The organism is Nocardioides asiaticus (assembly GCF_040049175.1).
Classification (GTDB): Bacteria; Actinomycetota; Actinomycetes; order Propionibacteriales; family Nocardioidaceae; genus Nocardioides; species Nocardioides cheoyonin.
Map to the genome: position 1 here is coordinate 516,142 of NZ_JBDZDM010000004.1, position 17,568 is coordinate 533,709.

Annotated in this window: 17 protein-coding genes; 3 read left to right on the forward strand and 14 right to left on the reverse strand. The window is 72.8% G+C overall.

Translation table 11 applies throughout. The features are described from left to right. Window positions 1–75 precede the first annotated feature (75 nt). From ABLE53_RS17475 to ABLE53_RS17490, 4 genes are read right to left on the reverse strand one after another with little or no spacing between them, the layout of a single operon-like run. A complete protein-coding gene (locus ABLE53_RS17475) occupies window positions 76–1,113 on the reverse strand; it encodes a branched-chain amino acid ABC transporter permease (RefSeq protein ID WP_348860363.1) in 1,038 nt (345 codons plus the stop codon). 1 nt (window position 1,114) lies between these two features. Then, window positions 1,115–1,993, reverse strand: coding sequence for a branched-chain amino acid ABC transporter permease (locus ABLE53_RS17480; RefSeq protein ID WP_348860364.1), 879 nt, complete (start codon window positions 1,991–1,993; stop codon window positions 1,115–1,117). 9 nt (window positions 1,994–2,002) lie between these two features. Beyond that, window positions 2,003–2,707 (reverse strand): ABC transporter ATP-binding protein, encoded by a 705-nt coding sequence (locus ABLE53_RS17485; RefSeq protein WP_348860365.1) that lies wholly within the window; start codon window positions 2,705–2,707, stop codon window positions 2,003–2,005. Next, window positions 2,707–3,489 carry an ABC transporter ATP-binding protein gene (locus tag ABLE53_RS17490; protein ID WP_348860367.1) on the reverse strand — a complete coding sequence of 261 codons (783 nt, stop codon included), beginning with the start codon at window positions 3,487–3,489 and terminating at the stop codon, window positions 2,707–2,709. Before ABLE53_RS17490 ends, ABLE53_RS17485 begins: the two co-directional genes overlap by 1 nt. Before the next feature lie 251 nt (window positions 3,490–3,740). Here ABLE53_RS17490 and ABLE53_RS17495 point away from each other — a divergent pair, with 251 nt between their 5' ends. Continuing rightward, a complete protein-coding gene (locus ABLE53_RS17495; protein ID WP_348860368.1) occupies window positions 3,741–4,955 on the forward strand; it encodes a PucR family transcriptional regulator in 1,215 nt (404 codons plus the stop codon). Window positions 4,956–4,972: 17 nt separating this feature from the next. Here the strand turns inward: ABLE53_RS17495 and ABLE53_RS17500 are convergent, their stop codons facing one another. Genes ABLE53_RS17500 through ABLE53_RS17535 form a run of 8 tightly spaced genes read right to left on the reverse strand, consistent with a single transcriptional unit; the run spans window position 4,973 to window position 12,967 of the window. Further along, entirely contained in the window at window positions 4,973–6,106 is a 1,134-nt protein-coding gene (locus ABLE53_RS17500) for an acyl-CoA dehydrogenase family protein (RefSeq protein ID WP_348860370.1), read from the reverse strand. Beyond that, window positions 6,103–7,287 (reverse strand): acyl-CoA dehydrogenase family protein, encoded by a 1,185-nt coding sequence (locus tag ABLE53_RS17505; protein ID WP_348860371.1) that lies wholly within the window; start codon window positions 7,285–7,287, stop codon window positions 6,103–6,105. The genes ABLE53_RS17500 and ABLE53_RS17505 overlap by 4 nt, the downstream gene beginning before the upstream one ends. Window position 7,288: 1 nt before the next feature. Next, entirely contained in the window at window positions 7,289–8,515 is a 1,227-nt protein-coding gene (locus ABLE53_RS17510; protein WP_348860372.1) for an acyl-CoA dehydrogenase family protein, read from the reverse strand. A gap of 34 nt (window positions 8,516–8,549) precedes the next feature. Continuing rightward, entirely contained in the window at window positions 8,550–9,617 is a 1,068-nt protein-coding gene (locus ABLE53_RS17515; protein ID WP_348860373.1) for a phosphotransferase family protein, read from the reverse strand. Beyond that, complete coding sequence (locus ABLE53_RS17520) at window positions 9,614–10,411, reverse strand: HAD family hydrolase (RefSeq protein ID WP_348860374.1); 798 nt, start codon at window positions 10,409–10,411, stop codon at window positions 9,614–9,616. Before ABLE53_RS17520 ends, ABLE53_RS17515 begins: the two co-directional genes overlap by 4 nt. Continuing rightward, the gene (locus ABLE53_RS17525; RefSeq protein ID WP_348860375.1) at window positions 10,408–11,403 is read right to left on the reverse strand and encodes an NADPH:quinone oxidoreductase family protein; all 996 of its coding nucleotides are present in this window, start codon (window positions 11,401–11,403) and stop codon (window positions 10,408–10,410) included. Before ABLE53_RS17525 ends, ABLE53_RS17520 begins: the two co-directional genes overlap by 4 nt. After that, the gene (locus tag ABLE53_RS17530) at window positions 11,400–12,200 is read right to left on the reverse strand and encodes an SDR family oxidoreductase (protein ID WP_348860376.1); all 801 of its coding nucleotides are present in this window, start codon (window positions 12,198–12,200) and stop codon (window positions 11,400–11,402) included. Before ABLE53_RS17530 ends, ABLE53_RS17525 begins: the two co-directional genes overlap by 4 nt. After that, the gene (locus ABLE53_RS17535) at window positions 12,200–12,967 is read right to left on the reverse strand and encodes an SDR family oxidoreductase (RefSeq protein WP_348860377.1); all 768 of its coding nucleotides are present in this window, start codon (window positions 12,965–12,967) and stop codon (window positions 12,200–12,202) included. The genes ABLE53_RS17530 and ABLE53_RS17535 overlap by 1 nt, the downstream gene beginning before the upstream one ends. A gap of 117 nt (window positions 12,968–13,084) precedes the next feature. Between ABLE53_RS17535 and ABLE53_RS17540 the strand changes: the two genes are divergently transcribed. Then, window positions 13,085–13,711, forward strand: a complete 627-nt coding sequence (locus ABLE53_RS17540) for a TetR/AcrR family transcriptional regulator (protein WP_348860378.1) — start codon at window positions 13,085–13,087, stop codon at window positions 13,709–13,711. A 5-nt stretch (window positions 13,712–13,716) separates the two neighbouring features. On the opposite strand, the gene ABLE53_RS17545 is transcribed toward ABLE53_RS17540, so the two are convergent. Next, a complete protein-coding gene (locus tag ABLE53_RS17545) occupies window positions 13,717–14,826 on the reverse strand; it encodes a GuaB3 family IMP dehydrogenase-related protein (protein WP_348860379.1) in 1,110 nt (369 codons plus the stop codon). A 218-nt stretch (window positions 14,827–15,044) separates the two neighbouring features. Beyond that, window positions 15,045–15,866 (reverse strand): helix-turn-helix transcriptional regulator, encoded by an 822-nt coding sequence (locus ABLE53_RS17550; protein ID WP_348860381.1) that lies wholly within the window; start codon window positions 15,864–15,866, stop codon window positions 15,045–15,047. 133 nt (window positions 15,867–15,999) lie between these two features. Here ABLE53_RS17550 and ABLE53_RS17555 point away from each other — a divergent pair, with 133 nt between their 5' ends. Beyond that, window positions 16,000–17,424 (forward strand): MFS transporter, encoded by a 1,425-nt coding sequence (locus tag ABLE53_RS17555; RefSeq protein WP_348860382.1) that lies wholly within the window; start codon window positions 16,000–16,002, stop codon window positions 17,422–17,424. Window positions 17,425–17,568 lie beyond the last annotated feature (144 nt).

Genomic DNA, 17,568 nt, shown 5'->3' on the forward strand with positions numbered 1-17,568 from the left:
GGTTCTCCTTTGGGTGGTACGACGATGTACGTCGAGGGCGTCGTGTGGAGACGGAGGGCGGGTGGATCCGGCGATTCAGGCGAGTCCTCGTCGGCGCTGCCAGGCGTGGCGGAGGCTGCCCACGACACCGGCCGGGGCGAGCAGGATGACCGCCATCATGATGAGGCCGTAGACGACCGGCGCGAGCTCGGCGGACTGGACGTCGGAGAGCCCGGCGGACGAGCCCCAGTTGGTCACCGCCTGCGGCAGGAAGGTGAGCAGCGCCGAGCCGAGAAGGGCGCCGGTGAGGCTGCCGAGGCCGCCGAGGACGACGGCGCTCAGCAGGGTCAGCGAGAGGTCGACGGGGAAGCCGCTGGGGGCGGCGACCCGCACCGAGAGGGCCATCAGCGAGCCCGCGAGACCGGCCGCCGCCGTACTCATCACGAAGGCGAGGACCCGCGACCGGCCCAGCGTGATCCCGGCGATCTCCGCGGCCACGTCGTTGTCACGGAGGGCGCGCCAGGTGCGGCCGGTCCGGCTGCGCATCAGGTTGGCGAGCAGGATGAAGGTCACGATGAGCGCGATCCAGCCGAGGTAGGCGACGTAGCTGACCGGGTCGACGTCGACGCCGGTGATCTGCCAGACGATGTCGGTGAACCACCGCGGGACGTCAGGGACGATCACGTGCAGCCCCTGCTCCTGACCGAAGCCGTGGAGGTACCTCACCAGGGCGGGCACCGCCACCGCGAGCGCGAGGGTCGCCCCGGCGACGTACGGACCCTTGAGGCGGGCCGCGGCGACGCCGACGACCCCGCCGACGACCAGCGCCACCGCGACCGAGACCAGCATGATCACGACGAGCGGGAGTGGCGGGTCCGGGTCCTTGAGGAGGTACGCCGTCGTGTAGGCGCCCACGGCGAGGAACGCGCCGTGCCCGAGGGAGAGCTGCCCGGACAGGCCGGTGAGCACGGTGAGCCCGCCCGCCGCGATCGCGAGGTAGGCCATCGTCGCCATCTGCGCGTTGCGGAACGGGCTGAGCGAGCTCAGCACGAAGAGGACGACGACCAGGGCGACCACGCCGATGACGAGGTGCCTGACCAGCGGGATGCCCCAGACGCGCTTGACCGCCGTCATCTCAGACCCTCCGCTCGGCGACGTGGGAGAACAGCCCGCCCGGCCGCACGAGCAGCACGAGCACGAGGATCCCGAGCGCGGTGATCGGGACGAGGTCGGAGGCGGCGTACCCGCTCACGAAGCTCAGCGCGAGGCCGAGCACGAGCCCGCCGACCACGGACCCGGCCGGGCTGTCGAGCCCGCCGAGCACGGCGGCGACGAAGCCGTAGACCACGACGGAGTCCATGAACTGCGGGAAGACGAGGCTGCCGCCCGCGACGAGCAGACCGGCGAGCGATCCGACGACCGCGGCGAGCGCCCAGCCGAGGGTGAGCATCTTCCCGACGCGTACGCCGAGGAGGCGCGCGACCTCGGGACTGAACGCCGAGGCCCGCATCTTGAGGCCGAGGTCGGTGAAGCGGAAGAGCGCGACCAGCAGGACGAAGACGACCGCGACCGCGATCAGGGTGAAGACCCCGAAGCCGGTGATCGCGAGGTTGTGGCCGCCGACGTGCAGGCCCTGCAGGCTGAACGGCGCCGGGAAGGACTTGTAGTCCTGCCCGAAGACGATCGCCGCGAGCGAGTGCAGGACGACGAAGAGCCCGAGGGTCAGGATGACGACGTTGAGGTCGGACTTGCCCTCGACGAAGCGGACCAGGCCGCGCTCGACGACCGCCCCGAGGACGAGGCCCGCGGCGAGGGCGACGACGAAGCCGAGCCAGTAGGAGCCGGTCGAGTCGATGACCTCCAGGCCGACGTACGTCGTCACCATGGCCATCGGCGCCTGGGCGAAGTTGACCACCCGGGTGGAGCGCCAGATCAGGCAGAGCGCGAGCGCGAAGGCGGCGTAGACCGCTCCGAGCGTCAGCCCGCCGAGGAGTGTGGTCCAGAACTGTTGCACGAGTCCCTCCTAGAAGCCGAGGTAGGCGTGGCGGAGCTTCTCGTCGGCGGCGAGCTTCTCGGCCTGGTCGCTGGCGACGACGCTGCCGAGGTTGAGCACGACGCCACGGTCGGCGATGGACAGGGCGCTGGCGGCGTTCTGCTCGACGAGGAGGACGGTGAGGCCCTCGGTCTCGACCAGGCTGCGCAGCAGCGCGAGGATCTGCGCGACGACCCGCGGCGCGAGGCCGAGGGAGGGCTCGTCGAGGAGCAGGATCCGCGGGGCGGCCATGAGTGCGCGGCCGATGACGAGCATCTGCCGCTCGCCGCCGGAGAGCACGTGGGCGGTCGCGTTGCGGCGCTCCTCGAGCACCGGGAACAGCCCGAAGACGCGGTCGAGGTCGACCGGGTCGGCGCCGGCGCGGCGGTGGAGGCCGCCGAGGCGGAGATTCTCGGCGACCGTGAGCTCGGCGATCACGCCGCGCCCCTCCGGCACGTGGGCGATCCCCAGGGCGGTCATCTCCTCCGGGGGCGTCCGGCTGAGGTCCTTCCCGTCGAGCACGACCCGGCCCTCGTTGGGGCGGACGAGCCCGGAGATGGTCCGCAGCAGCGTCGTCTTGCCGGCCCCGTTGGCGCCCAGGACGGCGGTCACCTGGCCCTCGGGCGCCTCCAGGCTCACTCCGCCGAGCGCGGTCACCGCGCCGTAGCGGGTGACGAGGTCCTCCACCGCGAGCATCAGCCCACCTCCCCGGACGGCACGCTGTGCCCGACCTGCTCGTGGTCGACGGCGTTGCCGAGGTAGGCGGCGAGCACGGCCGGGTCGCCCTGCACCTGCTCGGGCGTGCCGCTCGCGATCACCCGGCCGAAGTCGAGCACCATCACCCGGTCGCAGACCTTCATGACGAGGTCCATGTGGTGCTCCACCAGCATGGTCGCCGTGGAGTCGGTCAGCTCGCGGATGAGCTCGCCGAGCTCGTCCATCTCCTCGCGCGAGAGGCCGCTGGCGGGCTCGTCGAGCAGCAGCAGCCGCGGCTCGGCGACCAGGGCGCGCGCAAGGGCGACCTTCTTCCTGATCGCGTACGGCAGGCTGGGCGGCAGCCGGTCGGCGTACTCCTCGATGCCGAGGCGGGCCAGCGCCGCCCGGGCACGGTCGGTCAGCCGTGCCTCGTCGCGGCTGCCGAGCCCGACGAGCCCCGACCAGAAGCCGGCGCGGGCGTGGACCTCGGCGCCGACGACGACGTTCTCGAGCACGTTCATCCGGTCGAAGAGACCGAGCCCCTGGAGGGTGCGGGCGATGCCGTGCCGGGCCAGCCGCGACGGCCGGACCCGCGGCAGTCGCCGGCCCTCCCAGGAGAGCTCGCCCTGCTGCGGTGTCACGAATCCACAGAGCACGTTGAAGAGCGTCGTCTTCCCGGCGCCGTTGGGCCCGATGACGCCGAGCACCTCGTGCGGCGCGACCTCGAGCGAGACCCCTGACAGTGCCTGCACTCCGCCGAACCGCACCGACACGTCGCGCACCGCGAACAGCGGACCACCGTCCGACGCCGGATCCGGCTGTGGGTCTGGCTGTGGGTCTGGCTGGCCGTCGCCCATCGGCATCCCTCTCCTGTGGCCCCCACCTGTCGTTGTGACGGGGATCACTTTGGTCGCTCCGCACAGTCGCGGACATGGGCGGAGCGCCCAAATCTGTTCAGGCGCAGCGTCCTCATCTCGCCTGAATCGGGGACCCGGGCCTTGGCAGCACTGTGCGCTCGTGCGAGTCTTCGGGCGTGGGTGTGACGCACGACACATCGCCGCTGGGCGGCGAGGCTCTTCGGCTCGAGGTGGAGCGGGCGTGGGCCGGGCTGGTCCCGCGCGCCGACGCGATCGCCGACGACATCACGCTCACCCTGCTGGCCCGGGAGCGCGAGTGGTACGACGCCGCCGGGCCCGAGATCCAGGCCGACCTGCGGCAGAGCACCCGCGAGCACGTCCGGCTGGGGCTGCGCGCCATGGCCGGCCTGGCCGCGCCGGACGACCCGCTCGAGCTGTGGCGCGAGACCGGCCGGCGGCGGGCGCGGCAGGGCGTGCCGCTGGAGCTCGTGCTCAACGCCTACACGATGGGCACCCGGGTGCTGTGGGAGGCGCTCGTACGCCAGCAGAGCGAGCCCGGCTCACAGCTCGACGAGTACGTCGTCCTGGTGGCCGGCCGCCGGATCTGGTCCAACCTCGACGTGCAGAACTCGGTCATGTCGGCGGCCTACCGCAAGGAGAGCGCGCTGATGCAGCGCCGCGACCTGCAGCTGCAGGGGCGGCTGCTCGACGGGCTGGTCGAGGGGCGTGGCAGCGACCCCGCCTTCGCGACCGAGGTCCAGGAGGTGCTCGGCGTCGCCGCCGAGGAGCCGCTCGCCTGCGTGGTCGCGGCGTTCGACGGCGACCGGGACAGCCCGCTGCGCAACCCGGACGGTCGCCTCGAGGAGGCCGGGCTGACGTCGTACTGGCAGGTCCGCGGCGACCTCCACTTCGGCCTCATCCGGCTCGGCAGCCGCTCCACGGACGTCGTCGTGTCGCTGCTGCGGCAGTGCACGTCGGGCCGGGTCGGCGTCGCCGCCGCGGCCGGGCTGGCCGGCTTCTGCACCGCGTTCCAGCTGGCCAGCCACACCGTCGAGACGATCCCGCGCGGACAGGCCGAGGTGGCCGACGTCGAGGACCGGCTGCCCCGTGTGCTCCTGACCGCGAGCCCCGCGGTGACCGCGCTGCTCGTACGCCGAACGCTCGGGCCGGTCCTCGCCCAGCCGGCCCACCAGGCGGAGGTGCTCGTCGACACGCTGCGGGCCCTGCTCGCCCACCACGGCTCCCCCACCCACGCTGCGGAGGACCTGTTCTGCCACCGCAACACGGTGATGTACCGCATGCGGCAGCTGCAGACCCTCACCGGCCGGCGCATCGACGACCCGGAGGACCGGCTGCTGCTCCAGCTCGGTCTGATGGCGCTGGAGCGCTGAGCCCGTCCGCCGCGCCGTCAGACGGTGAGCTCGACCAGCTCCCCCAAGCGGGCCCGGTGGGCGCCGGGCAGTCCGAGGGCGAGCTGGTCGGCCTTGGCGCGCTTGAGGTAGAGGTGGGCAGGGTGCTCCCAGGTCATCCCGATGCCGCCGTGGAGCTGGATGGCCTCCTCCCCCGCGGTCACCGCGACGTCCCCGCACCACGCGGCGGCGACCCGGGCGGCGACCTCGGCCTCCTCGGTCGCGGGTCCCTGGTCGGCGAGCACCGCGGCGGCGTAGCGGGCCGCAGCCGCCGCCCCCTCCACACTCGTGTAGAGGTCGGCGAGCCGGTGCTTGAGGGCCTGGAAGCCGCCGACGACCCGGCCGAACTGGCGGCGCTGCTTGAGGTAGGCCACCGTCTCGGCGAGGCACCACTGCGCCAACCCGAGCTGCTCGGAGGCGAGCAGCGCGGTGCCTGCGAGCAGTCCCTGGCGTACGCCGGCGGCGCCGGCGTCGGCCGCGACGACGACCGGGGCCTCGGCCACCGCCGGTGCGTCGATGGTCACGTCGGCGAGCTGGCGGCTCATGTCGAGGGAGACGACCGGGGCGACGGGGACGGCGGCCACCGGCACGGCGCGCAGCTCCGTCCCGCCCGGGGTGCCGACCGGCACGATCAGGGTGTCGGCCTCCAGCGCCCCGGCGACGCTGCGGACGGTGCCGGTGCCGTCGCGCGTCCCCTCGGTCGGGGCGTCGATCGCGCTGGTGATCGAGAGCGCCAGGGCGGCGGTCGCCTCGCCCGCGGCCAGCCGCCCGAGCAGCTCCGTGCCGGCGTCCGTGGGCCGCGCGAGCAGGGCGGTGGTGGCGATCACGCTGCTGGTGAGGAACGGCACCGGGGCGACGTAGCGCCCCAGCTCCTCGAGCACGACCGCCGCCTCCCGCGCCGACGCGCCGGCGCCGCCGAGGTCCTCGGGGACGAGCAGTCCGGCGAGGCCGAGGTCGGTGGCCAGCCCCTTCCACAGGCCGGCGACGAGCGTCCGGTCGCCGTCGTAGATCGCGGACACGGAGCCGGGCTCGCAGCGGTCCGCGAGGAAGTCCTTGACGGTGCTGCGCAGGTCGTCCTCGAGCTCGGTGTAGAGCAGGTCGAGGTCCGCGCCCGGGGTCGGCTGGGCGGTCATCGCGGGATCTCCTTCCACGGCACGTCCTTGTCGACGCGGGGCTCGGCGGGCAGCCCGAGCACCCGCTCGGACACGATGTTGCGGAGGATCTCGGAGGTGCCGCCCTCGATGGAGTTCCCCTTGGCGCGCAGGTAGCGGTAGATCGCGTCGCGGCCGGTCATGACGACCTGCTGCGGCCGGCGCTCGGTCCAGCCGGGGTCGTCGTAGCGCAGTCCGTCGGCGCCGCGCAGCTCGATCTCGAGGCCGCTGAGCTGCTGGTTGACCTTCGCGAAGGTGAGCTTCATCGCCGACCCCTCCGGGCCGGGCTGGCCGACGGCGAGCTTCTGCCGCAGCCGCTGGCCGGTGAGCCTGGCGACCTCGGACTCCACCCACAGCCGCATCAGCCGGTCGTGGAGCTCGGGGGTGTGCTGATCGGGGTTGTCCCGCCACGCCTGCGCGACGACGCCAACCATCCCGCCCTCGCGCGGCATGGCGTTGCCGCCGATGGCGACTCGCTCGTTGTTGAGGGTGGCGTTGGCGACCCGCCAGCCGTCGCCGACGTCGCCGAGCCGGTGGCCGTCGGGGATGCGTACGTCGGTCAGGAAGACCTCGTTGAACTCCGCCTCCCCGGTGATCTGGCGCAGCGGGCGTACGTCGACGCCGGGGTCGTGCATGTCGCACAGGAAGTAGGTGAGCCCGCGGTGCTTGGGCACGTCGGGGTCGGTCCGGGCGACCAGGATCGCGAAGTCGGCGTTCTGGGCCCCCGAGGTCCACACCTTCTGGCCGTTGACGACCCAGGTGTCCCCGTCGCGTACGGCGCGGGTGGCGAGCCCGGCCAGGTCGGAGCCGGCGCCGGGCTCGCTGAAGAGCTGGCACCAGATCTCCTCCCCGCACCACAGCGGCTCGAGGAAGCGGTCCTTCTGCGCCGTCGTGCCGTAGGCGAGGATCGTCGGCGCGGCCATGCCGAGGCCGATGCCGTTCGTCCGCGGGTTGTTGTCAGGTGCCCCGGCCGCCACGAACAGCTCGTCGACGAGCGGCTGCATCGCGCGTGGCAGCCCGAGGCCGCCGTGCCCCTCCGGGAAGGCGACCCAGGCCAGTCCGGCGCGGTAGCGGGCGTGCAGGAACTCCGACCGGTCGGTGGTCGCCGGCGGGTGCTGGGCGAGGAACTCCTCGACCCGGCCGTGCAGCTCTTCGGGGGTCATCTCACGCCTCCCGCGTCGCGGCCTGGCGGCGGAGCTCGCTGCGGGCCAGCGCGTTCTTGTGCACCTCGTCCGGGCCGTCTGCGAATCGCAGGGTGCGGATGCCGGCGTACGAGCGGGCCAGCGGGAAGTCCTGCGACAGGCCACCGGCGCCGTGGGCCTGGATCGCCTTGTCGAGGATCCACTGGACCGTCGCCGGGGTGGCGATCTTGATGGCCTGGATCTCGGTGTGGGCGCCCTTGTTGCCGACCGTGTCCATCAGCCACGCCGTCTTGAGGACGAGCAGCCGCAGCTGCTCGATCCGGACCCGCGACTCGGCGATCCAGTCGCGGATCACGCCCTGCTCCGAGAGCGGCTTGCCGAACGCGACGCGGCCCTCGACCCGGGCGCACATCAGCTCGATCGCCTTCTCGGCGACGCCGATGGAGCGCATGCAGTGGTGGATCCGGCCCGGACCGAGCCGGGCCTGGGCGATGGCGAAGCCCATCCCCTCCTCGCCGATGAGGTTGGCGGCGGGGACGCGTACGTCGTGGAACTCGAGCTCGGCGTGGCCGCCGTGGTCGTGGTCGTCGTAGCCGTAGACCTCCATGCCGCGCCTGATCTCGAGGCCGGGGGTCTCGCGCGGGACCAGGATCATCGACTGCTGCTTGTGGCGCTCGGCGTCCGGGTCGGTCTTGCCCATGACGATGAGGATCCTGGCGTTGGGGTTCATCGCACCGGTGATCCACCACTTGCGGCCGTTGATGACGTAGCCGTCGCCGTCCTTCGTGATCCGGGTGCCGATGTTGGTCGCGTCGGAGGAGGCGACGTCGGGCTCGGTCATCGCGAACGAGCTGCGGATCTCGCCCTCGAGCAGCGGCTCGAGCCACTCCTTCTTCTGCTCGGGCGTGCCGAACTGCGCGAGCACCTCCATGTTGCCGGTGTCCGGGGCGGCGCAGTTGAGCGCGGCGGGGGCGAGGTGGCTGCGGCCGGAGATCTCCGCGAGCGGGGCGTACTGCAGGTTGGTCAGGCCCGCCCCCTCCTCGCCCGGCAGGAAGAGGTTCCACAGGCCACGCTTGCGGGCCTCGGTGCGCAGCTCCTGGAGCACCGGGACGGTGTCCCAGGCCCAGCGGTCCTCCTGGGCAGCGAGCTGCTCGTCGAAGACCGGCTCCGCCGGCTCGACGTACGTCGTCATGAAGTCGAGCAGGTCAGCCCGCAGCTCCTCGGTGCGGGCGTCGTGTGCGAAGTCCATCTGGTCCCTCCGGGGTGTGTGCCTGACGACGTCGTCAGGAGTCGAGCGCGCTCAAGCCGGCCTCGAGCAGCGGGTGGATGGCGTCGCCGACGGTGTCGAAGCCGGCACCGACGGTCTGGCCCTGCAGGTAGCGGTAGTGGATCCCCTCGAGGATCGCGGCGAGCTTGAACGCCGCCAGCCCGAGGTAGAAGCCGAAGTGGGTGAGGTCGCGGTGGCTGGCGGCGTCGTACCTCGCCAGCAGCTCGTCCTCCGGCAGCCAGCCCGGCGCCGTGCTCACGTCGGTCACGGTGCCGTCGGAGGACCAGTCGGCCATCCGCTGGTAGGTCACCAGGACGGCCAGGTCGGTGACCGGGTCGCCGAGCGTCGCCATCTCCCAGTCGACGACGGCGCGGATCCGGTCGTCGTCGCCGGTGAGCACGTTGTCGAGCCGGTAGTCGCCGTGGACGATCCCCGGCGGCGAGCCGACCGCCTCGACCTCGCCCACGCGCGCCTCCAGCCGGCGGTGGAGCTCCTCGGCGGCGGGCAGGTCGCGACAGTACGACGCGTCGAGCTGCTTCTTCCAGCGCCTGACCTGCCGGGAGAGGAATCCCTCCGGCCGGCCGAACGCCCCCAGCCCGACCTCGGCCGGGTCGACCGAGTGCAGCGCTGCGAGGACGTCGACGAGCTGCTCGGAGAGCGCGCGGGTGCGCTCGGGGCCCAGCGGCTCGAGCTGGCGCGCGTAGCGGTACGGCGTCCCCTCGATCCGCTCCATCACGTAGAACGGTGCGCCGAGCACCGACTCGTCGCGGCACAGCGCGTAGGTCGTCGGGACCGGCACCGCGGTGTCGCGGAGCGCGGTCATCACGGTGTACTCCCGCACCATGTCGTGCGCCGTCGCCAGCACGTGGCCGAGCGGCGGTCGCCGGACGATCCAGGTCGACGTCCCGTCGGAGACCTCGTAGGTGAGGTTGGACTTGCCGCCGGAGATGTGACGGGCGGTCAGGGGGCGGCCGTTGGTCGAGCTCGCCTCGTTGGTCGAGCCTGTCGAGACCACGTGCTCGGCGAGCCACGGCGCGAGCCGGTCGAGGTCGAGCCCGGGCAGGCTCTCGGTCGAGGCGCTCATGCGGCGCCTCCCAGTGCCGGGAGGAGCTCGGCCAGCGCGACCCGGGTGGCTGACGGCTCGGTGTGCAGCAGGCCGTGCATGCCCGCCTCGCGCGCGCCGATCACGTTGGGCTCGGCGTCGTCGACGAAGACGCACTCCTCGGCAGCGAGGCCGAGCCGGTCGAGCACGAGGTCGTAGATCGCCGGGTCCGGCTTGCGCAGGCCCACCTCCCCCGAGATGACGATCGGGTCGAAGAGCGCGTCGATCCGGTCGCGCGGGTAGGTGTTGCCCCAGCTGTTGGACAGCAGCGCCACGCGTACGCCGGCGGCACGCAGCTCCTCGGCGAGCGCCCACATGGCGGGGTCGGGGCGCATGCCCCGGAACAGACGGCCGAGCACGCCGACAGGGTCGACCGGGCTGCCGTCGTGGGTCCTGAGACGGGCGGCCAGCAAGGCGTCGAACTCCGGCATCGGCAGCTCGCCGAGCTCGAGCCGGTGGATCGGCGTGCCGTCCTCGGCGTTGCGGCCCAGCCACTCCTTGAGGACGGCGCTGAAGCTCTCCGGCTCGATCCCGTCGGCCTCGAGCCACGCCGCGATCGAGTCGGCGACCGGCGTCGTCAGCACCCCGCCGTAGTCGAACACCACCGCGCCGACGGTGGTTGAGGAGGTTGCGCTAGCAACCGTCTCGACGGTGGTTGAGGAGGTTGCGCTAGCAACCGTCTCGACGGTGGTTGAGGAGGTTGCGCTAGCAACCGTCTCGACGGTGGTTGAGGAGGTTGCGCTAGCAACCGTCTCGAAACCACCCGCCCCGCTCATGACACGACCCCCGCGTCGTAGACGACGCGCCCGACGGTGGTGCCGTCGGCGAGGCGTTGTACGCCGTCGGCGACCCGCTCCAGCGGAAGGCGCTCGCTGACGAGCGGCCTGATCGCGCCCTCGTCGGCGAGCCGGACCAGCTCGCGGTGGCACTCGGCGACCAGCGCGGGCATCTTCTGGTTGTAGAGCCCCCAGTGCAGCCCGAGGATCGAGTAGTTCTTGATCAAGGCGTGGTTGAGGGCCGCCTCCTGGATCCGGCCGCCGGCGAAGCCGATGACGAGGATCCGGCCCTCGAACGCCACGCACTTGGTCGAGCGGTCGTAGGTGTCGCCGCCGACCGGGTCGTAGACCACGTCGGCGCCGCGTCCGCCGGTCGCCTCCTTGACGACCGCGACGAAGTCCTCGGTGTGGCGGTCGACCACGACGTCGGCGCCGAGCTCGGCGGCCACCTTCGCCTTCTCCGGTCCGCCGACGACGCCGATCACCGTCGCGCCGGCTGCCTTGCCGAGCTGGACGGCGGCGCTGCCGACGCCACCGGCGGCGGCGTGGACCAGCAGGGTCTCCCCCGGCCGGATCGCGGCCCGGCGGTGGAGCGCGAACCAGCCGGTCTGGTAGCCGATGTAGAGCGAGGACGCCTCCGCGTCGCCGAGCCCGCCGGGCGCCGGGAACGTGGTGGCGGCGTCCATGAGGGCGAGCTCGCCGAACCCGGCGTGCGGCATCGCCCCCGCGCCGATCACCCGGTCGCCGGGGCTCACGTCGGTGACCCCCTCGCCGGCCTCGACGACCTCGCCGCACAGCTCGACGCCGGGGGTGAACGGCAGCTCGGGCCGCACCTGGTAGAGCCCCCGGCACATGAGCACGTCGGGGAAGTTGGCCGGGGAGGCGAGCACGCGGACGACGAGCTGGCCCGGGCCCGGGCGCGGGTCCTCGACCTCGGCCAGCCGCATCACGTCCCTGGGCTCGCCGAGCTCGGCCACGCGCCACGCCCTCACGACAGCACCCCCTGCTCCTCGAGTCGTCGCTGGATCCGGTTCATGCCACCGAGCCAGCGGTCGGTGTCGGTGGCCCGATGGGAGTAGTAGCCCGCCACCTGCGGGTGCGGCAGGATCAGGAAGCGGTCGTCCTGGGCCGCCTCCCACATCGCGTCGGCGACCTGGTCGGGGGTCAGGGCGACGTCGTGGCTGAGCAGCCCCTGCAGCTCCCCGGAGCGCTCGAGCATCGAGGTCTGCACGCCCTGCGGGCAGATCGCCTGGACGACGACCCCGCGGTGGCGGTAGGTCACCGAGAGCCACTCGGCGAAGGCGACGACGGCGTGCTTGGTGACGGAGTACGCCGGCGCGCCGACCATCGTGAGCAGGCCGGCGGCCGAGGCCGTCACGACGTACCTCCCGCCGCCCTTCTCGAGCCACTCGGGCACCAGCCGGCGGGCCGTGCGCACGTGCGCGAGCACGTTGACGTCGTACGACGCCGCCCAGTCCTCCTCGGAGGCGTCGAGTCCGCGGCCGCGGTCGATGCCGGCGTTGCCGTACCACGCGTCGATCGTGCCGAGGTGGTCGCGGGCGGCGTCGACGAGGGCGCCGACGCCGGCGTCGGTGGCGACGTCGGCCACCACCGGGTGGGCGCCGAGCTCGGCCGCGGTGGCCTCGAGCGCGTCGGCGTCGAGGTCGGCGACGACGACCCGGCACCCCTCGGCGGCGAGGCGGGCGGCGAGGCCGCGGCCGATGCCGCGGGCAGCCCCCGTGACGACGACGGCGCTGTCCGGCCCCAGGCCGGCGGTCGCGGCGGCCATCAGACGGCGCCGCCGGCGATCGTCACGCCGCCGTCGACCGTGAGCAGCTGGCCGGTGACCCAGGCGGCGTCCTCGGAGAGCAGGAAGGCCACGGCGCCGGCGATGTCCTCCGGCGTGCCGAGGCGCTTGAGCGGGTAGGCCGAGGCGACCTCCTGCTCCTTGCCCTCGTAGAGGAGGGTGGCGAACTTCGTCTTCACCACCGCGGGGAGCACGGCGTTGACCCGGATGTCCGGGCCGAGCTCGACGGCGAGCTCCTGCGTGATGTAGTTGAGCATCGACTTGCTGGCGCCGTACATCGCCAGCAGCGGCGACGGGTCGAGCCCGGCCACCGACGACACGTTGACGACCGCACCGCCGTGCTCGCCCATCCACGCCTTGCGGACCTGCTGGACCCAGGAGATCCCGGCGAGGCAGTTGACCTCGATCGTCTTGCGCGCGGCGCCCAGGTCGAGGTCGACCAGGCCGCCGGCGACCGGGTTGATCCCGGCGTTGTTGACGAGCAGGTCGGCGCCGCCGAACGTGTCGATCGCCGCGGCGACGACCTCGGCCTGGTGGTCGGCGTCGTCGGCCTTGCCGGCGATGCCGAGCGCGTGGTCGGCGCCGCCGAGCTCCGCCACCGCCTCGGCGAGGGCCTCGGGCTTCCGGGCGGTGATCACCACCCTGGCGCCCTCGTCGACGAGCCGCTGGGCGATGCCCAGCCCGATCCCCCGGCTCGCACCGGTGACGATCGCCGTACGCCCCTCGAACCGCCCGTTCAACGCCTGCATCCGCTCTCCTCCCGGTCACCCTTCTGGGCGAGCCTCTTGGCAAGTGACTAAGCGCTTGCTTAGTGTGTGACGACGCTCACTGTAAGGCGTCGGAACGGCTGAGGGAAGGGGGTGGCGATGAGCGGCTCACGACAGGCTCGGCCACCGGCGACCGCAGATGGCTCGGTCGCGCCGGACGGGTCCCGGGCCAGGCTCCGCGCAGCGGCCGTCGCCGCCTTCGCCGAGCGCGGCTTCCACGGCACGACGACGCGCGACATCGCGACCGCCGCGGGGATGAGCCCGGCGGCGCTCTACGTCCACCACCGGTCGAAGGAGGAGCTCCTCCACGAGCTCTCGCTCGCGGGCCACCAGGCCACGATCGACCTCATCAAGGAGGCGCTCGACTCCTCCGAATCCCCGACCGAGCAGCTGCGAGCGCTGGTGCACTCCTTCGCCGTGCACCACGCCCGCGGCCACACGTCAGCGCGGGTCGTGAACTACGAGCTGGCCTCACTCAGCCCCGAGCACCTCGCCGGCATCCTCGCGCTCCGGCACGAGATCGACACCCTCGTCCGCGGGGTCGTCGAGGCCGGTGTGGCGGCCGGCGAGTTCGACGTACCCAACCCGCGGCTTGCCGCCACCGCGCTGCTCTCGCTCGGCATCGACCTCGCCCGGTGGTACCGCGACGACGGAGGCTGGTCACCCGAGGACGTCGCCGATGGCTACGCCGAGATCGCGCTCAGGATCGTCGGCGTGCCGCGCTGACTCGCTCAGCCGTCGACGACGACCTCGATCCTCTGGAACTCCTTGAGCTCGGTGTAGCCCGTGGTGGCCATGGCGCGCTTGAGGGCGCCGATGAGGTTCATGGTGCCGTCAGCGGTGTGGGAGGGGCCGAAGAGGATCTCCTCGAAGGTGCCGACGGTGTCGAACTCCACGCGCTGGCCGCGCGGCAGCTCGGCGTGGTGGGCCTCGGCGCCCCAGTGGAAGCCGCGGCCCGGGGCGTCCGACGCACGGGCGAACGGCGAGCCGACCATCACCGCGTCGGCGCCGCAGGCGATCGCCTTCGCGATGTCGCCGGAGCGCCCGACGGCGCCGTCGGCGATGACGTGGACGTAGCGCCCGCCGGACTCGTCGAGGTAGTCGCGGCGGGCCGCGGCGACGTCGGCGACGGCCGAGGCCATCGGCACCGCCACGCCGAGCACGGTCCGGGTGGTGTGGGCGGCGCCCCCGCCGAACCCGACGAGTACGCCGGCGGCGCCGGTGCGCATCAGGTGCAGCGCCGCCTGGTAGGTGGCGCAGCCGCCCACGATGACCGGCACGTCGAGCTCGTAGATGAACTCCTTGAGGTTGAGCGGCTCGGCCTGCGAGGAGACGTGCTCGGCGGAGACCGTCGTACCCCTGATGACGAACATGTCCACGCCCGCGTCGACCACGGTCTTCGCGAACTCCTTGGTGCGCTGCGGTGACAGCGCGCCGGCCACCGTGACCCCGGACGCGCGGACCTCGCGCAGCCGCTCGGTGATGAGCTCGGCCTGGACCGGCTCGGCGTAGATCTCCTGCAGCCGCCGAGTCGCGTCGATGCCGCTCAGTGTCGCGACCTCGGTCAGCAGCGGCTCGGGGTCCTCGTAGCGCGTCCAGATGCCCTCGAGGTTCAGCACGCCCAGACCGCCGAGCTTGCCGAGCCTGATCGCCGTCTCGGGCGACATCACCGAGTCCATCGGCGCCGCGAGGACCGGGATGTCGAACCGGTAGGCGTCGATCTGCCAGTCGGTGCTGACCTCCTCGGGGTCACGCGTACGCCGGGAGGGCACGATCGCCACGTCGTCGAACGCGTAGGCGCGCCGCGCCCGCTTGCCTCTGCCGATCTCGATCTCGGTCACCGGGGAAGTCTATTGCCCCGCGCCCGCGCCACTGGAATGGTCGTACGCATGGCGATCCGCGGCCTCACCGGCTGGCTCGGCGTCGTGCTCGGGACACCGGACCCGCCGGCGCTGGCCCGCTTCTACTCCAGGCTGTTCGGTTGGGCGATCTCCTCCGAGGGCCCGACCCGGGCGGCCATCCGTTCTGCCTGTTCCGAGACGCCGAGCAATAGCTGCGCTCAGGAGCGGGACAGCAGCGCGAGGGCGTCGGCCGCAGCCGTGCCCTCCTCGGCGTGGTAGAGCACCATCCGCTGGCTGGTCTCGGGGAGGAGCATCGCCTCGTACGACAGGTCGAGCCGGCCGACGAGCGGATGGCGGAACCGCTTGACGCCGTAGCCGCAGTCGAAGACCGGGTGCTCCGCCCAGAGCGCGGCGAACCAGTCGCTGCGCTGCGCCAGCTCGCCGACGAGGCAGCTCAGCTTGGCGTCGTCGGGGAACAGCCCCGAGGAGTAGCGCAGGAAGCCGACGATCGCGCGGGCCATCTCGTCAGGGTCGGCGTACAGCTCCGATCCGCCGGGCTCGAGGAAGAAGAGCCTCGCCTGGTTCGGCCGGCACCCGGCGCGGTCGGGGGCGTCGTACGGCAGGTCGTGGGCCATCAGCCGGTGGCCGAGCGGGTTCCAGGCGAGGATGTCGTTGGAGTGATCGACGATCAGCGCGGGGCCCGGCGCTGCCTCGACGAGCGCCCGCGCCGACGGCCGCGGCCGCTCGACCGGCGGCCGCGACGGGTCGGCGACCGGACGCGCGAGCCGGCGCAGGTGGGCGTGCTCGCCGGCGGTGAGCCGCAGCGCGCGGGCGAGCGCGTCGATGACGCTGTCTGAGGCGTTGTGGTGGTCGGACTGCTCGAGCCGGGTGTAGTACGTCGGGCTGACGCCCGCCAGCTGCGCGAGCTCCTCGCGCCGCAGGCCGGGCACCCGGCGGGCGCCGTACGACACCAGGCCGGCGTCCTCCGGGCTGATCGCCGCGCGGCGGCTGCGCAGGAACTCTCCGAGCTCGGTCGTCATGACTCCCATAGTGCGGCCGGGCGGCGGATTGTTCCTGACCCTGTCAGTGCCAGGCACGCCGGTGGGTGGCACGCCGGTGGGTGCCCGCGCAGGGGTCTCGCTGCTCCCGTCGGCGGCCAGCAGCGTGGAGAACATGACGACCACGCTCCCGCAGACCGGGCGGGCGGAGCAGGCGATGACGCGCAGCCAGGTGCTCGTGCTGCTCCTCCTGCTCGCCTCCCAGTTCACCCTGACCGTCGACTTCTCGATCCTCAACGTCGCGCTGCCGACCGTCGGCGCCGGCCTCGGCTTCTCCGACGCGAACGTGCAGTGGATCGCCACCGCGTTCTCGCTCTGCGCCGCGGGCTTCACGCTGCTCTTCGGCCGCATCGGCGACTACGTCGGCCGGCGCAGGATCTTCCTCGCCGGTCTCGTCGCCCTCGGGCTCGCGTCGCTGCTCGGCGGCCTCGCGAGCTCGCCGCAGGTGCTGCTCACCGCGCGCGTCGCGCAGGGCCTCGCCACCGCCGCGGTCACGCCGGCGGCGCTCTCGCTGCTCACCGTCGCCTTCCCCGAGGGGCCGCTGCGGCAGCGCGCGCTCGGGCTCAACAGCGTCGTGATGTCGACGGGCTTCACCGGTGGGGCGATCCTCGGCGGCGTACTCACCGACCTGCTGTCGTGGCGCTGGGCGTTCCTCGTCAACGTGCCGGTCGTGCTCGTCGTGGTCGCGATCGCACCCTTCGTGCTGCGCGACTCACCGGACCGGGAGCGCACCCGGCTCGACCTGCCCGGCGCGGCGCTGGTGACGACCGGCCTGCTCGCGCTCGTGTACGCCGCCACCCGGCTCGGCGAGCACGGCGGCTCCGACCCTGTCGGGCTGGGCGTGCTCGCCGTCGCGGCGGTGCTGTTGGTCGCCTTCTGGCGGGCCGAGGGCACTCACGCGCACCCGCTGGTGCCGCTGCCGATCCTGCGGCGGCCCACGATCTTCTGGGGCAATGTCGTGGGGTTCGTGACGTTCGCGATGGAGCCGGGGCTGGTGTTCCTCTCCACGATGTACTTCCAGCACGTGCTCGGCCTGAACCCGCTCGAGACCGGTCTGATGCTCGGCACGATGGGGCTCGGCGCGATCATCGGCGGCTCGGTCGGTCCGCGGGTGATCCGCGCGGTCGGCGTACGCCGCACGGCAGCGGGCGGTCTGCTCGTCCAGGCCGTCACGACGGGAGCCCTGGTCCTGCTCGGCCACTCGGCCGGCGGGTCGCTGTGGTTCTACGGCGTCGTGACCTTCGTCGGCGCGGTCGGCCACGTCTGCGCGATCGTCGCGTTCATGATCGCCGCCACCTCGGGACTGCCGGACCGCGAGCAGGGCCTCGCCACGGGCGTCGCGACGATGACCCAGCAGGTCGCGATCGCCGTCGGCGTACCCGTCATGAGCGCCGTCGCCACCGCCGCGGGCGGGATCGACTCACTCCCCGCCCTGCGTACGGCGGTCGCCGCCGACGCAGCCCTCGTCATGACTGGCGCGCTCGTCGTCGCCTGGGGCCTGCGCGCGCGCCAAAGTGTCACCGTGACAGTTCGCGGATGAAGTGACCGCTGATGTGTGGCGAGGTCAATCGGTCGAAGCAACGCTGGGTCAGGCTGCTTGGTCGAGCAGCTGGGCCAGCCGTTGGGCTGGGGTCTGTAGGTCCAGGGTAGGCCGTGGCCGCTGGTTGAGGGTGGCGGCGATGCG

Coding starts and splice junctions, on each gene's coding strand:
- ABLE53_RS17475 (WP_348860363.1), bottom strand. CDS start 1,113: ATGACGGCGGTCAAGCGCGTCTGGGGCATCCCGCTGGTCAGGCACCTC.
- ABLE53_RS17485 (WP_348860365.1), bottom strand. CDS start 2,707: ATGCTCGCGGTGGAGGACCTCGTCACCCGCTACGGCGCGGTGACCGCG.
- ABLE53_RS17500 (WP_348860370.1), bottom strand. CDS start 6,106: ATGACCGCCCAGCCGACCCCGGGCGCGGACCTCGACCTGCTCTACACC.
- ABLE53_RS17505 (WP_348860371.1), bottom strand. CDS start 7,287: ATGACCCCCGAAGAGCTGCACGGCCGGGTCGAGGAGTTCCTCGCCCAG.
- ABLE53_RS17510 (WP_348860372.1), bottom strand. CDS start 8,515: ATGGACTTCGCACACGACGCCCGCACCGAGGAGCTGCGGGCTGACCTG.
- ABLE53_RS17515 (WP_348860373.1), bottom strand. CDS start 9,617: ATGAGCGCCTCGACCGAGAGCCTGCCCGGGCTCGACCTCGACCGGCTC.
- ABLE53_RS17520 (WP_348860374.1), bottom strand. CDS start 10,411: ATGAGCGGGGCGGGTGGTTTCGAGACGGTTGCTAGCGCAACCTCCTCA.
- ABLE53_RS17530 (WP_348860376.1), bottom strand. CDS start 12,200: ATGGCCGCCGCGACCGCCGGCCTGGGGCCGGACAGCGCCGTCGTCGTC.
- ABLE53_RS17535 (WP_348860377.1), bottom strand. CDS start 12,967: ATGCAGGCGTTGAACGGGCGGTTCGAGGGGCGTACGGCGATCGTCACC.
- ABLE53_RS17540 (WP_348860378.1), top strand. CDS start 13,085: ATGAGCGGCTCACGACAGGCTCGGCCACCGGCGACCGCAGATGGCTCG.
- ABLE53_RS17550 (WP_348860381.1), bottom strand. CDS start 15,866: ATGACGACCGAGCTCGGAGAGTTCCTGCGCAGCCGCCGCGCGGCGATC.
- ABLE53_RS17555 (WP_348860382.1), top strand. CDS start 16,000: ATGACGACCACGCTCCCGCAGACCGGGCGGGCGGAGCAGGCGATGACG.